The sequence below is a fragment of the Pseudomonas vanderleydeniana genome (assembly GCF_014268755.2).
Classification (GTDB): Bacteria; Pseudomonadota; Gammaproteobacteria; order Pseudomonadales; family Pseudomonadaceae; genus Aquipseudomonas; species Aquipseudomonas vanderleydeniana.
Window position 1 is genome coordinate 4,349,225 of record NZ_CP077093.1, and the last position, 16,044, is coordinate 4,365,268.

A 16,044-nucleotide genomic window follows, 5' to 3' on the forward strand; every position below is an offset into this window, starting at 1 on the left:
TTTCAATATAGGCCCGACTCACGGCGGCCTTTAATGCGTCAGATCAACAGGTCATCAACGCATCGGACCATCAGTGCAGCAGCCACTCATTGGTGATGGACGTGGCGACTGGAAGCCGTGATATCACCATGACATTATTACCTTAATGAAATCTGAAGATGCCTCGGTCGGGCACCGAGACTGCCGCCCGTTCCTGATCGAACGGTCAGCACGGGCCTAGGGACGCGGAATCGTCAACGTGGCACACAGCCCACCGGTCTCGCGGTTCTCCAGGCGGACCTGGCCGCCGAACTGTCGGGCAATCGTCTGGACAATCGTCAGCCCCAGCCCCGCCCCCTGGTCGTTCCCACGGCTGTAGAAACGCTCGAACAGCCGCTCTCGCTGGCTCTCATCGATGCCGGGACCCTGGTCTTGCACAGACAGCTCGAATTGCCCCGCCCGGCTCGACAGGCGGACAGAGATCAAGCCTGCGACCGGGGAAAAATTGGCCGCATTGGTGATCAGGTTGTGCAAGGCAATGGCCAGTGCATCGGCACTGATCCGGGCCTGGTACTCGCCCGGCTCGACGTCGAACTCGAACTCCAGCCCCTTGTCCAGCAGCCAGGCTCCCAACTGTGACAGGTTCTCGCGCAGGACCTGCTCAAGATCGATCAACTGCGTCGCCGTGACGTCCCTGACTGGCTCAAGGCGGGCCATGGTCAGCAGTTGATTGACCAGCCGGGTGGTGCGATCCACGCCGCTGATCAGGTGATGCAGGGATTGGCTGCGCTGCTGCTCGGTTTCAGCCTCCAGCAGATTCTGGGCATGGACCCGCAATACCGCCAGCGGGGTGCGCATTTCGTGGGCCGCGTCGGCGATGAAACGGCGCTCGCGCCCCAGCAATTCCTGCACCTGCACCAACACCCGGTTGAGGGCCGACTGCATGGGCTCGAGTTCCGAGGGCAAGGGCTCCAGGCGCAGCGGTTCCAGGGAGCCTGGGTGCCGCCCCCTCAGGATCATGGCCATCTTCGCCAGGGGGCCCAGCCCCCAGCCAATGGCCAGCCAGGCCAGGACGGCGAGGATGAGCGTGCCAAAGACATTAGGCCAGAGGGTGTGGCGGATGATCCGATAGACCAGGTCGGAACGGACGTCGTCACGCTCGCCGACCCAGATCTGCAGATGATTCTGCTTGTCTTCAAGCACAAAGGCCCGCCAGGCATGGTGCTTGAGGTCGACCACGTCACTGAACCCCGCGATCGACGGCCGTTGCTCGAAACTCGGGGCGCTGGCGGTTTTCACCAGCACGTCGCCCGCCGGGTTCCAGACCTGGAAGGCAATCTTGCGCTCGTAGGGGTGACCATCGGGCTTCGACACGCCTTCCCCCAGCGCCTGGTTGAAGGCCTCGTAGAGCTTGTTCTCGTCACCCGGCGCCAGGGGCATGCGCATCACCCCCTGGAGCAGGCGGGCATTCTGCGCCAGCTGCGCATCATAGACTTCGTCGATCTCACGGTTGCTATCGTGCAGGCTGAGCAGCGTGATGATCAGCCGCCCGAGCAACAGCAGTCCGATGATCAGCGTCACCGTGCGGCGCCGGATCGAGATCATGAAGTCTTTTCCATGCGGTACCCGACACCGCGGATGGTCCGAATCAGATCAGTGGAGAACTTCTTGCGCAGATTGTAGATATGGACCTCCAGCGTATTGCTCTCGGCCTCATCCCCCCAACCGTACAGCAACTGGGTCAGGCGCTCGCGCGTCATCACCCGTCCCGGCGGTGACAGCAACTCGTAAAGCAGCTGGTATTCCTTGGGTGTCAAGGCAACCGGCTGGCCTCCCCAGCACACCTGCTGGCTGACCGGGTCAAGGGTGATACCGGCATGCTCGATCAGCGGGCTGGCCCGCCCGGCGCTGCGCCGCAGCAACGCCCGCAACCTGGCCTTGAGCTCAGCCAGGTCGAAGGGTTTGACCAGATAGTCGTCGGCGCCGGCATCCAGGCCCGCGATACGGTCCTCGGTCGCATCCCTGGCGGTCAGCACCAGCACGGGCAAGGTCGAGCCGCTGTCGCGCAGCCGACGCAACACCTCCAGGCCGTCGAGGCGCGGCAGCCCCAGATCCAGCACGGCCAGGTCGAAGGTCTCACTGAGCAGTGAGTGCAGCGCATCCTGTCCGTCGTGGACCCAATCGACGGTATAGCCCTCACGGGTCAACGCCTGGAGGATACCCTCCCCCAAGGCCACATCGTCCTCGATCAGCAATAGCCGCACGCTCTTTCCCTTCAGTAGTGGTTCTTCGGGGTATCCCCGTTGGCTTTACGGTAGAGGTGATTACCCGGCAAGTACAGGCCGACATGAGGCCCGCAGAACCGCTCCAGCGCTTCCAGGCATCGAGCGTGACAGCGGCTGCGGACCGGGCATCACTTGAAAACTGTTGAGCTAGAGCTGCCGGGGCCTTCAGATTGGCTTAAGATTTCGTCAGTAGGCTCAGCGCATCGTCGTTCCCCACCCGGATTCATGAGGTATTTCATGACCAGCAATACGAAGCCTCAGCGCTATGCAACACTGTCCATCACCTTGCACTGGTTGATGCTGGCCCTGTTTGTGGGCGTCTATGCCTGCATAGAGATCAAGGGCTTTCTCCCGCGGGGAAGCAATGCGCGCAGCCTGTTGCTGGGATTGCACGGCGCCTTCGGGATGAGCATTTTTGCGCTGGTCTGGCTTCGCCTGCTCGGACGCCTGGCGCCACGCCCGCCGATTACCCCCAGGCTGGTGAAATGGCAGGAAAACCTTTCCCACGTCATGCACCTGGCCCTGTATGGACTGATGATCGCCACACCGGTGTTCGCCTGGCTGATGCTTGCCGCAGCAGACAAGCCGTTTCCCTACTTCGGCTTCAGCGTGTGGGCCCCGGTCGAGGTCAGCCCCGACCTGGCGAAACAGCTCAAGCATTGGCATGAGTTCATCGGCAGCGCCGGTTACTGGTTGATTGCCCTGCACGCCGCAGCGGGCCTGTTCCACCACTACTGGGTCAGGGACAACACGCTGGTGCGCATGCTTCCGACCTCTCGCAAGAGCTGAATGAAAGGGGGCCTTCGATGAAGTCCAGGTTCGTGGTGATCCCGGCGCTGCCCCCACACAGGGCTTGCCATCCTCGCAACGGCCACGCCTTCGATGCCGGGCTCGCGCAGCCTGGCTTCGACATTTATGACAACCAGGAGAAGTGTCGGATCGTCGCGTCATTTCCCAGCCAGGCCGAGGCGCAAAGGGCCTGTGCTGAAAAGAACCGGAGCACACCCTGCGAGCCGCAGCCAAGCGCCGAGACAACCTCGAGCAAGGCCTGTGAAGCCAACGGCAGCCCATGGGCCTCCCCGTCGGCTGGCTCATGGGTGGAAACCGACGCACTCTCCAGCGACCTGGTGAATGACAGGGGACACTCGATCCACTTTCAGGCTGAACGACTCTCGGGACGACTGAGTACCCTGGCCAGCGACCTGGCCCGGCAATCCATGATCCTGGCTGAGGCCGGCTATGTCGAAATCGCCCATGCCGCCCTGATCGAGTCGAGGAAACTCGAGGACGCCGTCAGCGCCATGCAGGCCATCGACTGGCAGCCTTCATCGACGGCCCCTGCATGGCCTTACGCGGGGAGCGAGGACTGACGGCCCGCGCCACTCAAGGCGCCGACACCACCGTCTGCTGCTGTTCACCCAGGCCCTCGATCCACAGGCGTACCGTGTCGCCTGGCTGCAGCCACTGGGGATGCGGCTTCATGCCCATGCCGACACCGGGCGGCGTACCCGTGCACAGCACGTCCCCGGGTTGCAGGGTGATATAGCGACTGACGTAGGAGACGATCTGCGCCACCGTGAAGATCATGGTTCGGGTGTTGCCGGTCTGGCGGCGCTCGCCATTCACGTCCAGCCACATGTCCAGGTTCTGCGGGTCGGCAATCTCGTCGCGGGTCACCAGCCAGGGCCCGAGGGGGCCAAAGGTGTCACAGCCCTTGCCCTTGTCCCACTGCGATGACTGCAACTGGAAGGCGCGCTCGGAGACATCGTTGACCACGCAGTACCCGGCGACGAAATCGAGGGCCTGCGCTTCGCCAACCGAGCGGGCCTCGGTGCCGATGACCACCCCCAGCTCCACCTCCCAGTCCAGCCGGGTCGACTCGCGTGGCTGCACGATGTTGTCGTGCGGGCCGCAGATACAGGTGATCGCCTTGGTGAAGATCACCGGCTCATCCGGAATCGCCATGCCCGCCTCTTCGGCGTGATCGCGGTAGTTGAGGCCGATGGCGATGAACTTGCGGATCCCCGCCACCGGCGCAGCATGGCGAACGCCCTGCTCGACCAGCGGCAGCGAGTCGATATCAATCCGGGCGATGCGTGCCAGGCCGGCGGGCGTGACATCGGCGGGCGTGATGTCGGTCAAGTGCGCCGACAAGTCGCGGATCCGTCCCTGGGCATCCACAACACCTGGACGTTCCTGTCCGGGTTGGCCAAAACGGCAGAGCCTCATCTGATTGTTCCTCGTAGTGCAGGGGCCCGGTTGCAGCGAGCCTTGGAAGGGAAACCTGCCGATGCGGGCGGCATCCGGTGCCCGCTCGGGCGAAGCCGGCCACCGGGAGGGCGAAGCCTAGCACTGATCGCCGCTCTGGCACTGCTGCTGCACCTATCACGACGGCTCGCGCACGATGAAATCACCTGGGTATCAGGTAACAAACCAGACACATTTGGTAATGATAATCATATTGATTAAGAATGGCGTTTCCTTTGGACACATCAGGAAACACAACTTTGAATCCTTGCCTTTCCACCACCTTGCTCCTGGTGGGCGCTATCAGTGTGCTGCCGCAGGCGAATGCCGACGAGCTCAGCCTGCCCGCCACGCAAATTCAAGGCACAGTCACTCCGGGCGACGCCCAGAGCGAGGGCTACCAGGGACAGCCCTCGTCCAGCACCACCAAGCTGGGACTGACGGACAAGGAAACGCCACAAGCCATCACCACCATCACCCGCGCCCAGATGGACGACTTCAAGCTCAATGGCGTCAAGGACGCCCTGCGTTCCGCGCCCTCGGTGACGGTGGAACAGAGCGAAACCGACCGCACCGAATTCACCTCGCGGGGGTTCGACATCGGCACCTTCGAATACGACGGCATGGGCATGCCCTTCGCCCAGACGATCCTGATCGGTGACCAGGACATGGCCGAATACGAGCAGATCGACGTGCTCCACGGTGCCAATGGCCTGATGAGCGGCACCGGCAATCCCTCGGCCACCGTCAACTTCGTGCGCAAGCGGCCCACGGACACCTTCCAGGCCCAGATCGACACCAGCGTCGGGTCCTGGGACAACCGTCGTATCGACGTGGACGTCTCCGGGCCGCTGACCGACAGCGGCAACGTGCGCGGGCGCTTCATCTACGCCCACGACAAGGGCAACTCCTGGCTCGATCGCTACAGCCACGAGAAGAACGTGGTCGCCGGCCTGCTCGCCTTCGACCTGTCCGACGCCGACACCCTCACCGTGGGCTTCTCGCAGCACAACAGCGACTCCAACGGCAGCACCTGGGGCAACCTGCCGCTGGTGGACAGCAACAACAACCCGATTCACTACAGCAGCCGCAGTTCCAGCGTCGGCCAGCCGTGGACCTACTGGAACATGCACACCCAGCGCGCCTTCGCCGAACTCAAGCATGACTTCGGCAACGGCTGGAACGCGACAGTGACCGCCACCGGTGTCACCGAGGACCAGGACACCAACATGCTCTACGTGTCCAGCGTCACCGGCGATGACGCCACGGCGTTCGCCGCCCACACCACCAGCAAGGCGCACGAATTGCTCGGTGAGGCCAAGGTCTCCGGCCCCTTCAGCCTGTTCGGGCTCGAACATGAGCTGACCTTCGGCGCCAGCTATGGTCGCACCCATCAGACCGCTCGCGAGTACGATGCCGCGGCGACGGGTTACTACCACACCTCGTTTGCCAGCATCCTGGATGGTACCGCCACCCCTGCGCCGTTCATCTACACCAGCGACGGCAACACGCAGGACTTCACCGATACGCAAAAGAGCCTGTTCGCCGGTGCACGCTTCAGCCTGGCCGATGACCTGCACTGGATCGCCGGCGCGCGCATGCTCAGCGTCGACGGCTCGGGCGAAAGCTATGGCGCCGACCACTCCCAGCGCGAACACGGCAAGGTCACGCCCTACACCGGCCTGGTCTACGACCTGGACAAGCAATGGAGCCTCTACACCAGCTGGACGCAGATCTTCAATCCGCAGTACGGCACGGTCGGGGTCGACGGCAAGCCCCTGGCGCCCCTGGAAGGCAAGAGCCTGGAAGCGGGTGTCAAAGGCAGCCTGATGGACGACCGCCTGACACTGACTGGGGCCGTGTTCAAGACCGAACAGCACAACGTGCAGTCCGCCGACTACATCCAGGTCGGTTCGCAGTACCGCTACTACACCGATGACTACAAGAGCCATGGCATCGAGCTGCAGGCGTCCGGCGAAGTGCTGCCAGGCCTGGACTTGCTCGGCGGCTACACCTATGTGCGAATCGATAATGACGAGGGCGACCGGGCCCGCAAGTACGTGCCCAAGCACAGCGTCCACGGCCTGCTGACCTACCGCCTGCCCGGCCTGCCGCAAGCCAAGGTCGGCACCCGGGTGAGCTGGCAGAGTGCGGTGCAGAACGACACCTACAGCAGCATCCGCCAGAACCCCTATGCCGTGATCGACCTGATGGCCAGCTACGACATCGACAGCCACTGGAGTACGTCGCTGAACGTCAACAACATCACCGACCAGAAGTACCTGGTGTCGTTGTACAGCGGCACGGCCAGCAACTACGGTGCACCGCGCAACGTGACGGCCTCGCTGAGCTGGAAGTACTGACGGTCCGCGCAAGGCTTGAGGGGCGGGTCCACAGCCGCCGCCCCTCCTCGTCCGCTCAGGGCTGCGTCACACCAACTGCTCGTCGATCCAGCCCTGGACCAGGCTCCAGACCATGGCCAGGTTCAGGGTTGGTTCGCACTCGGTCATCAGCATCGCCACCTGCAACACCGAACGCGGGTCGCGCGTATCGGTGCCCAGCTCCCGGGTCAGCCGAACCCAGTGCCCCCACAGGCGCATTTCCGCGTCCTGCCGCACCGTCGGCCAACGGCCCTTGCGGTACGGGATGCCCAACATCGTGCGACGGGTGGAAACTTCCTTGGGCGACAGTCCGAACAACGCCAGGATCATCGGTGAACTGGCCCCCAGGCGCAGCGCCCGACTGATCTGTTCCTCCTCGTCACTGTCACGGGTGCGCGACAGCAGTCGATGGACGACATCACCATCGACCTGCACCTTGAACCAGGGGACCGGCGAGTTCACCAACGCCCCCATGCACCGGGGATCGATCAGCGTCTGCAGGTCCTTTTCCTCGAACCCCATGGCCAGGCAACTGCGCAGCTGCCCGTTCTTGATGTTGCTCATGATTTGAAAGGCGACAGCCAGATTCAACGCTTGCATATAAACCTCTACCACTCCATGGTCAGATGACGATCCGCGTATGGACCGGTTTGCTTTACGCCAGGGTCTCCGACGAGCCCGGACCGTGTTCATCACAACGGCCGAACTCGACACTCACGATCTCGACACCCGCCCAGCCTTCCACGTGGCTGGCCAGCTCGAACAGAAAGCCGTCCCGCCGCAATGACGCCTGGTTGATCCTGAGCAGCACCATGCAGGTCTGGTCAGCGCTGGTATCGGAACTCAAATCCATTTGTGTGTACTCCCTGTGATCGCGATCGCAGCCAGGTGCGACGGACTGGATGGTCGAGCAGGCATGGCGAACTTTCCTCGGGCCGCTCGCGAAACCACACCCGTGATTCGGCGCCGCCGCCCTCTCCCACACCGCCCAATGTTGTGATGCCCCTAATTATGTAGTCGCTGCGCTCAAGGCTTTCTGTAAGACAAGGCGTCCCGCCTGCCGGAAAAAGCAGGCGTCATTTGTGGGGGATTGATCGCAGGGAGCACCCGGGACCGTCAGCAGATTCGACGCCCAGGCACGGATGGCAGGCGGATGAAGCGTTGGACCCGCCCGACGTCGTCGGACGGTGTGGCGCAGCCCCATCGCGCCTCAGAAGGCTGCTTCGTAGATCGCCAAGGCATCGGCCAGGCCGACCTCGCGCGGGTTGTTCACCAAGAGGCGCTGCTGTTGCATGGCATCCTCGGCCAGTTGCCCAAGAAACTCGCGCGGCACGTCCACTTCGCGCAGCCGGGTCGGCAAGCCGCAGCGAGGCGCCAGTTGTGCCAACTCCTCAATGAACTGGGCGCACTGCGTCTGCGGGTCGCCGGCCTGCAGGCGCTCACCGAGCAACAGGGGCGCCAGGGCAGCGTAGTCGGCCAGGGCTTCGGCGCGGTTGAAGCGCATCACGTGTGGCAGCACCAACGAGTTGGCCAAGCCATGCGGCACATGGAAATGCGCGCCCAGGGGATAGGCCAGCGCGTGCACCGCGGCGACCGGTGCGTTGGCGAAGGCCTGTCCGGCCAGGCAGGCGCCCAGCAGCATGGCCTGGCGGGCGGCGAGGTTGTCGCCCTGGTGCACCGCCTGGTCAAGGTGGCTGGCCAAGAGGCGCAATGCCTCGCGGGCCAGCAGGCTGGACAGCGGGTTGCGCCTGATCTTGCTGGTGTAGGCCTCGATGGCATGGACCATCGCGTCGATGCCGGTCGCCGCCGTGATCGCCGGCGGCAGGCCGAGAGTGAGTTCGGCATCGAGCAATGCCAGGTCCGGCAGCAGTATCGGCGAGACGACGCCCATCTTGCTGGCCTCGCCCGTGGTCACCACCGCGATGGGCGTCACCTCCGAGCCGGTGCCGGCGGTGGTCGGCACCTGGATCAGCGGCAGGCGCCGTCCCTGGGCGCGGTCGACGCCATAGAGCTCCGGCAATTGCTGGATGCATTCGGGGTGGGCCAGGAAAGCGACCAGCTTGGCCACATCCATCGAGCTACCGCCGCCAAAGCCGACGATCAACTCGGCACCGATGTGGCGAGCCCGCTCGACGGCCGACTGCACGCAGCTGTCGCTCGGGTCGGCGCAGACATCGCTGAAGATCGCCACGCTCAGGCGGGCCTGGGTGAACGCCGGCAGCAGGTCATCGAGCAGGCCCAGGCGGATGATGCCGGGGTCGGTGACGATCAGCACCCGACGGGCGCCACGCTGCTGACACAGTTGCGCCAGGCGCGTGGCGGCCCCCGACTCGCAGAGCAATTGCGCGGTGGTGGCGAAGCTGAATGGCTGCATGTCCAGGTTCCTCTTGTTCTTGTATTCAGGGCATCGGCCGCCGCGCTGCCTGCACGAACGGCCGTGTGGGAAAGCAGACTAGAAATCGAAGTGGTCCTCGTTCATGGCCATCAGGCACTGCGCGCCACCGAGCAACGCCTCGTGATGGGCACTGGCGCGTGGCAACACCCGGCGCCAGTAGAAATCCGCGGCCTGCAGCTTGGCCCGGTAGAACGCGCGATCGTCCGGTCCGCGGGCCAGGGCCGCGCTGGCACGGCCGGCCGCGCGCAACCACAGCGCCGCCAACAGCACGTAGCCAGAATAGGCGAGGAAATCCACCGACACCGCGCCGATCTCCTGCGGATCGGCGCGACAAACCTCAAGCACGTGCCCGGTCAGGGAACGCCACTGTTCCAGGCGTTGGCCGACCACCCGGGCCATCTCCTCCAGGGCCGGGTCACGACAGGCCGCCGCGTCTTCTCGCAGTTCCTGGATCAGCCTCTGCAACTGCTCGCCACCGTCCGCCATCAGCTTGCGCCGAATCAGGTCCAGCGCCTGAATGCCATTGGTGCCTTCGTACAACTGGGTGATGCGGCTGTCGCGCATCAACTGCTCCATGCCCCACTCGCGGATGTAGCCGTGCCCGCCATGGACCTGCACGGCCAGGCTGGAGACTTCCTGGCCGACATCGGTGAGGAACGCCTTGACGATCGGGATCAGCAATGCCGCTCGCCGGCCCGCGGCCTCACGCCGTTGCGGGTCCGGATCGCCCTGTTCCAGATCGAGTTCACGGGCCGCGCACGCCGCCAGCAGGCGGCAGCCTTCGACCAGTGTTTTCTGGGTCAGCAGCATGCGGCGCACATCGGGGTGGCTGATGATCGGATCGGCCGCACGCTCGGGGGCCACCGGCCCGGCCAGGCTGCGCGACTGCAACCGTTCACGGGCATAAGCCAAGCCCCCCTGGAACGCCACCTCGGCAATGCCCAGGCCCTGCAACCCGACCTGAAAGCGCGCGTCGTTCATCATGGTGAACATGCACGCCAGCCCCTGGTTGGCCTCCCCCACCAGCCAGCCACGGGCGTCATCGAAGTGCATGACGCAGGTCGCCGCGCCCTTGATCCCCATCTTGTGCTCCAGGGCGCCGCACTCGACGGTATTGCGGGCCCCCGGGGCACCGTGGGCATCAGGCTCGAACTTCGGCACCAGGAATAGGCTGATCCCACGGACACCGGCCGGCGCATCCGGCAGCCGGGCCAGCACCAGGTGCACGATGTTCTCGCTCAGGTCCTGGTCACCCCCGCTGATGAAGATCTTGCTGCCGCTGATGCGGTAGCTGCCATCGGGCTCGGGACGGGCCCGTGTGCGCAACAGCGCCAGGTCGGTGCCGGCCTGCGGCTCGGTCAGGCACATGGTGCCCGTCCACTGCCCGCTGACCAGCTTGCCCAGGTAGTCGCGCTTGAGCGCGTCGCTGCCATGGCGATGCAGGGCCAGCACCGCGCTTTCGGTCAGGCCGGAGTAGATGCGAAACGACAGCGAGGCGCCCATGATCATTTCGAGGAAACTGGCCGAGACCATCTGCGGCAGGCCCTGGCCCTCGTATTCGACCGGGCCGGTCATGCTGGCCCAGCCCTGTTCGACGTATTGCCGGTAGGCCTGGGCAAAGCCCTCCGGCGTCAGTACCCGGCCCTGTTCCAGGCGGCAGCCCTGCTCGTCGCCCTGGCGGTTGAGGGGTGCGACCACCTCGCGGGCAAAGCGCGCGCCCTGTTCGAGAATGCCGTCGATCGTCTCGCCATCCAGGCCATGGCCGAGGCGGTGGCAGTGCTGCACCACGTCGAACACCTCATGCAGCACGAAACGCATGTCACGCAGCGGGGCACGGTAGTTCATGCCTGGCCCTCCCGCACGTCTGCCAGGCGCCGGTTGTCGGCCACCAGCCGCAGGATCAGGCCGGCGGGTCGCCAATGTTCACCGAACAGCCCCTGCAGGCGCTCCAGCCGTGCCAGGATCAAGCCCAAACCCTGCTCGTCGGCCCAGTGCATCGGGCCGCCGGTGGCCTGCGGAAAGCCGTAGCCGAACAGGTACACGCGGTCGATGTCGTGGCTGCTGGCGGCCATGTTTTCCTCCAGAATCTTCGCCCCCTCGTTGACCAGCGCCAGCAGGCAGCGCTCGAGAATTTCCGCGTCGTCGACCTCGCGCCGACGCATCCCCAGGTCCCTGGAAACCTGGATCACCAGTTCATCGACTTCCGGGTCGTGCAAGGCCTCACGGCTGCCCGCCGCATAGCGGTAGTAGCCCTTGCCCACCTTCTGCCCGAAGCGCTCGCGGGCACACAGCGCGTTGTCGACCTGCACCAGCGGCGCGTCCATGCCCTGCCCGGCCAGTTGGCGGGCACGCCATTGCAGGTCATTGCCGACCACGTCGTACATGCGAAACGGCCCCATGGCAAAACCGAACCCCTGCAAGGCCTCGTCCACCTGCCGTGGCAAGGCCCCTTCCAGCAGCAGCTTGCGGGCTTCGGCAACATAAGTGGCGAGCATGCGGTTACCGATGAAGCCCGGGCAGTTGCGCGCCACCACCACTTCCTTGCCCATGCGCCGCCCCAGGGCCTGCGCGGTGTCGAGCACGGCGGGCGACGTCGCGGCACCGCGCACCACTTCCAGCAGTTTCATGACATGGGCCGGACTGAAGAAGTGCAGGCCCAGCACCTGCGCGGGGCGTTGGGTCACGGCAGCGATCGCATCGATGTCCAGCGCCGAGGTGTTGCTGGCCAGAATGGCCTCGGGCTTGAGGGTGGCGTCCAGGGTCCGGAAGATCTCCTGCTTGAGTGCCAGGTTCTCGTACACCGCCTCGATCACCAAGTCGACCTGGGCCAGCTCGGCATAGCCCGACACCCGGCGCACCCGCGCCAGGCAAGCGTCGGCCTCCTCGCCGGTCAAACGGCCCTTGTCCACCTGCTGGCGCCAGGTCTGGGCAAGCATCGCCAGGCCCGCCTCGGTGGCTTTCGGATCGTTATCCAGCCACAGCACGGGCAGCCCCGCCCGGGCCAGGCTGATGACGATCCCGCGGCCCATGGTCCCGGCGCCGATGACGGCGGTCTGCTGAACGTTGTAGGGGTTGCTCACTCGCGGCGCTCCTGAATCGATGAACGAAGGGATTGCCGCAACCCTAGTCAGGGCCCTAGTATTTTTGAAATTTTAATTTTGCATCCCATGTATTTCAGCCATGAATATATCGACCTTCGATCTCAATCTGCTGCGGGTACTGGACATGCTCCTGCGCGAGCAGAACGTCTCGCGCGCCGCCGAACGCCTGGCCCTCACCCAGCCCACCGTGAGCAACGCCCTGGCACGCCTGCGCGACCTGCTGGGCGATCCGCTGCTGGTCCGGGTCGGCCGGCACATGCGCCCGACGCCGCGCGCCCTGGCGCTGGAGGGACCGATTCGCGCCGCGCTGCAACAGATCGAACAGACCCTGGGCGGCGACAACAGCTTCGACCCCAGCCGCAGTCACCGGCAGTTGCGTATCGCCCTGACCGACTACGCCGAACAGCTGTGCATGTCCGCCCTGCTCGCGACCTTGCAGACACAGGCGCCGCACCTGCGGGTCGATGTCGTGCATCTGCCTCCGAGCCTGCCGGTCGAGGCCCTCGATCGCGGCGAGCTGGACCTGGTGCTGGGGCGCTTCGATGAGTCGCCAGCACGGTTCGAACGCCGCCACTGGCGCAACGAAACCCTGCGCATCGCCGTGCGCAAGCAGCATCCGGTGGTCAACGGCACGCTCGACCTGAACATTTTCCTCGGTTTGCGCCACCTGTGGGTCCATGGCGGACAGACCCGTGGCATGGTCGATCAGTGGCTGGCCGAACAGGGCCTGTCGCGGCGCATCGTCTACACCACGCCCAACTACCTGCAGGCTGCGCACCTGGCGGCGGACTCGGACCTGTGCGTGGTCCTGCCGACATCGCTCGCCACACACTTCGCGCAATTGCTGCCGCTACAACTGTTCGAGCTGCCGTTCGCGCTGGAGCCGTTCGAGATGGAACTGGTCTACCTCGCGCATCGCCAGCACGACCCGGCGCTGGCCTGGCTGGTGGAACGGATCATGGACATCCGCGCAGCCTGAATCCTGGCGGGAACCGGCCACTGCCGCGCAATCGTACGATGACCTCTCCACCGTTCTCTCGTCTGAGGGCGGCCCGTACTCCGTGCGCCCAACGGCCCATGAAATCTTCGGTTACACATAGCCCGCCCTTTATAACGGGGCGATCTACCGCGGACGAGGACGGCCCTGAGGCAAACACCTCGACACCCTCAATCGAGATAAAAGGCACTAGCTTTCGGTTAAGTTGTACGATAACTTACCTCCACAGAAATTCCTTCCACCCAAGTGCCACTGGATACCTACAACAATGACTCCACAAGAACTGAAATCCATCCTTTCCCACGGCCTGCTGTCCTTCCCTGTGACCGACTTCAATGCCCAGGGCGACTTCAACGCCGCGGGTTACATCAAGCGCCTGGAATGGCTCGCCCCTTACGGCGCCAGCGCCCTGTTCGCCGCCGGTGGCACCGGTGAATTCTTCTCCCTGGCCGCCAGCGAATACAGCCAGGTCATCAAGACCGCCGTTGATACCTGCGCCAAGTCGGTCCCGATCCTCGCCGGCGTCGGCGGTTCGACCCGCCAGGCCATCGAATACGCTCAGGAAGCCGAGCGCCTGGGCGCCAAGGGCCTGCTGCTGCTGCCGCACTACCTGACCGAAGCCAGCCAGGACGGCGTGGCCGCCCACGTTGAAGCCGTGTGCAAATCGGTGAAGATCGGCGTGGTGGTCTACAACCGCAACGTCTGCCGCCTGAACGCCGACCTGCTGGAAAAGCTGGCCGAGCGCTGCCCGAACCTGATCGGCTACAAGGACGGCCTGGGCGACATCGAACTGATGGTCTCCATCCGTCGCCGCCTCGGTGATCGTTTCAGCTACCTGGGTGGCCTGCCGACCGCTGAAGTCTATGCTGCTGCCTACAAGGCCCTGGGCGTACCGGTCTACTCCTCGGCGGTGTTCAACTTCGTGCCGAAAACCGCGATGGACTTCTACAACGCCATTGCCCGTGACGACCACGCCACCGTTGGCAAGCTGATCGACGACTTCTTCCTGCCGTACCTGGACATCCGTAACCGCAAGGCCGGCTACGCCGTGAGCATCGTCAAGGCCGGTGCCAAGATCGCCGGCTACGACGCAGGCCCGGTGCGTACCCCGCTGACCGACCTGACCGCACAGGAATACGAAGCCCTGGCGGCCCTGATGGACAAGATGGGTCCGCAATAAGCGCGACCCCGCGGACTGCCACAGCCGCACACGGAGCCGGGTTAACCGCCGGCTCCGTTCACAATTCGTTAGCCCGCACAAAAATAACTAGTGGGAGTACAAGGCATGCAAGCGACTAAAAAGACGCATGTGCGCTACCTGATTCTGCTCATGCTGTTCCTGGTGACCACGATCAACTATGCAGACCGGGCCACCATCGCCATCGCCGGTTCCAGCCTGCAGAAAGACCTGGGCATCGACGCTGTCACCCTCGGCTACATCTTCTCCGCCTTCGGCTGGGCCTACGTGGCTGGCCAGATCCCTGGCGGCTGGTTGCTCGACCGCTTCGGTTCGAAAAACGTCTACGCCTTCAGTATCTTCAGCTGGTCGCTGTTCACCATGCTGCAGGGCTTCGTCGGCGGCATGCCGGTGGCCTGGTCGGTGGTGACCCTGTTCACCCTGCGTTTCCTCGTCGGTTTCGCCGAAGCCCCATCGTTCCCGGGTAACGCCCGGATCGTCGCGGCCTGGTTCCCGGCAGCGGAACGCGGTACCGCCTCGGCGATCTTCAACTCGGCGCAATACTTCGCCACCGCGTTGTTCGCACCGATCATGGGCTGGATCGTCTACACCTTCGGCTGGGAACACGTGTTCATCGTCATGGGTGTGTTCGGCATCGTGTTCTCGGGCATCTGGATGAAGACCATCTACAACCCGAAACAACACCCACGCATCAGCCAGGGTGAACTCGAGCACATCGAGCAGAACGGCGGCCTGGTGGACATGGACCAGAAGCGCGCCAACGACGGTCCGAAGTGGAACTACATCAAGCAACTGCTGACCAGCCGCATGCTGCTGGGCGTGTACCTGGGCCAGTACTGCATCAACGCCATCACCTACTTCTTCCTGACTTGGTTCCCGGTGTACCTGGTGCAGGAACGCGGCATGACCATCCTCAAGGCCGGCTTCATCGCCTCCTTGCCGGCCATCTGCGGCTTCATCGGTGGTGTGCTCGGTGGTGTAATCTCGGACTGGCTGCTGCGTCGTGGCAACTCGCTGACCTTCTCGCGCAAGCTGCCGATCGTCTGCGGCCTGTTGCTGTCGACCACCATGGTCTTCTGCAACTACGTCGAGGCGGAATGGATGGTGGTCGGCTTCATGACCCTGGCATTCTTCGGTAAAGGCATTGGTGCACTGGGCTGGGCGGTCGTCGCCGACACCTCGCCCAAGCAGATCGCCGGTCTGTCCGGTGGCCTGTTCAACACCTTCGGCAACATCGCCTCGATCACCACGCCGATCGTCATCGGCTACATCATCAGCGCCACCGGTTCGTTCAAGTGGGCCCTGGTGTATGTCGGTGCCAACGCCCTGGTCGCGGTGCTCAGCTACCTGGTCATCGTCGGCCCGATCAAGCGGATCGAATTGCGTGACGGCCCAAAGGATGAATCGGCAAAGGATGCCAACCCCACGATCCAGGTCGCGGGTGCGCGTCACTGAGTAAGA

The 16,044-nt window shown here is 64.3% G+C and carries 14 protein-coding genes; 6 read left to right on the plus strand and 8 right to left on the minus strand.

The window, feature by feature from the left end:
• Nucleotides 1-216: 216 nt before the first annotated feature.
• Together HU752_RS19355 and HU752_RS19360 are read right to left on the minus strand one after the other, a co-directional pair.
• Nucleotides 217-1,584 carry a sensor histidine kinase gene (locus HU752_RS19355; RefSeq protein ID WP_186679248.1) on the minus strand — a complete coding sequence of 456 codons (1,368 nt, stop codon included), beginning with the start codon at nucleotides 1,582-1,584 and terminating at the stop codon, nucleotides 217-219.
• Complete coding sequence (locus HU752_RS19360; protein ID WP_186679247.1) at nucleotides 1,581-2,243, minus strand: response regulator; 663 nt, start codon at nucleotides 2,241-2,243, stop codon at nucleotides 1,581-1,583. The genes HU752_RS19355 and HU752_RS19360 overlap by 4 nt, the downstream gene beginning before the upstream one ends.
• A gap of 258 nt (nucleotides 2,244-2,501) precedes the next feature.
• Here HU752_RS19360 and HU752_RS19365 point away from each other — a divergent pair, with 258 nt between their 5' ends.
• On the plus strand, nucleotides 2,502-3,053 hold the full coding sequence (locus HU752_RS19365; RefSeq protein WP_186679238.1) for a cytochrome b: 552 nt from the start codon (nucleotides 2,502-2,504) through the stop codon (nucleotides 3,051-3,053).
• Nucleotides 3,054-3,070: 17 nt separating this feature from the next.
• Nucleotides 3,071-3,634, plus strand: a complete 564-nt coding sequence (locus HU752_RS19370; protein WP_186679236.1) for a hypothetical protein — start codon at nucleotides 3,071-3,073, stop codon at nucleotides 3,632-3,634.
• Nucleotides 3,635-3,647: 13 nt separating this feature from the next.
• Here HU752_RS19370 and HU752_RS19375 read toward each other — a convergent pair whose 3' ends face one another.
• Nucleotides 3,648-4,493, minus strand: a complete 846-nt coding sequence (locus tag HU752_RS19375; protein WP_186679227.1) for a fumarylacetoacetate hydrolase family protein — start codon at nucleotides 4,491-4,493, stop codon at nucleotides 3,648-3,650.
• 278 nt (nucleotides 4,494-4,771) lie between these two features.
• Between HU752_RS19375 and HU752_RS19380 the strand changes: the two genes are divergently transcribed.
• On the plus strand, nucleotides 4,772-6,874 hold the full coding sequence (locus HU752_RS19380; protein WP_225920024.1) for a TonB-dependent siderophore receptor: 2,103 nt from the start codon (nucleotides 4,772-4,774) through the stop codon (nucleotides 6,872-6,874).
• A gap of 66 nt (nucleotides 6,875-6,940) precedes the next feature.
• Here HU752_RS19380 and HU752_RS19385 read toward each other — a convergent pair whose 3' ends face one another.
• The 5 genes from HU752_RS19385 to HU752_RS19405 all read right to left on the minus strand — a co-directional run bounded on the left by HU752_RS19385 (nucleotide 6,941) and on the right by HU752_RS19405 (nucleotide 12,367).
• Complete coding sequence (locus HU752_RS19385) at nucleotides 6,941-7,492, minus strand: DUF2857 domain-containing protein (RefSeq protein ID WP_186679221.1); 552 nt, start codon at nucleotides 7,490-7,492, stop codon at nucleotides 6,941-6,943.
• Between the two features lie 55 nt (nucleotides 7,493-7,547).
• The gene (locus tag HU752_RS19390; protein WP_186679218.1) at nucleotides 7,548-7,745 is read right to left on the minus strand and encodes a hypothetical protein; all 198 of its coding nucleotides are present in this window, start codon (nucleotides 7,743-7,745) and stop codon (nucleotides 7,548-7,550) included.
• 357 nt (nucleotides 7,746-8,102) lie between these two features.
• Nucleotides 8,103-9,266, minus strand: a complete 1,164-nt coding sequence (locus HU752_RS19395) for an iron-containing alcohol dehydrogenase (RefSeq protein ID WP_186679216.1) — start codon at nucleotides 9,264-9,266, stop codon at nucleotides 8,103-8,105.
• Nucleotides 9,267-9,344: 78 nt separating this feature from the next.
• The gene (locus HU752_RS19400; RefSeq protein WP_186679214.1) at nucleotides 9,345-11,132 is read right to left on the minus strand and encodes an acyl-CoA dehydrogenase C-terminal domain-containing protein; all 1,788 of its coding nucleotides are present in this window, start codon (nucleotides 11,130-11,132) and stop codon (nucleotides 9,345-9,347) included.
• Complete coding sequence (locus HU752_RS19405; RefSeq protein ID WP_186679212.1) at nucleotides 11,129-12,367, minus strand: 3-hydroxyacyl-CoA dehydrogenase; 1,239 nt, start codon at nucleotides 12,365-12,367, stop codon at nucleotides 11,129-11,131. The genes HU752_RS19400 and HU752_RS19405 overlap by 4 nt, the downstream gene beginning before the upstream one ends.
• 100 nt (nucleotides 12,368-12,467) lie before the next feature.
• Between HU752_RS19405 and HU752_RS19410 the strand changes: the two genes are divergently transcribed.
• The 3 genes from HU752_RS19410 to HU752_RS19420 all read left to right on the plus strand — a co-directional run bounded on the left by HU752_RS19410 (nucleotide 12,468) and on the right by HU752_RS19420 (nucleotide 16,038).
• Nucleotides 12,468-13,367 (plus strand): LysR family transcriptional regulator, encoded by a 900-nt coding sequence (locus HU752_RS19410; protein WP_186679208.1) that lies wholly within the window; start codon nucleotides 12,468-12,470, stop codon nucleotides 13,365-13,367.
• 286 nt (nucleotides 13,368-13,653) lie between these two features.
• A complete protein-coding gene (gene kdgD / locus HU752_RS19415; protein ID WP_186679205.1) occupies nucleotides 13,654-14,565 on the plus strand; it encodes a 5-dehydro-4-deoxyglucarate dehydratase in 912 nt (303 codons plus the stop codon).
• A gap of 105 nt (nucleotides 14,566-14,670) precedes the next feature.
• Nucleotides 14,671-16,038 carry an MFS transporter gene (locus tag HU752_RS19420; RefSeq protein WP_186679204.1) on the plus strand — a complete coding sequence of 456 codons (1,368 nt, stop codon included), beginning with the start codon at nucleotides 14,671-14,673 and terminating at the stop codon, nucleotides 16,036-16,038.
• The last annotated feature ends 6 nt before the right edge of the window (nucleotides 16,039-16,044 follow it).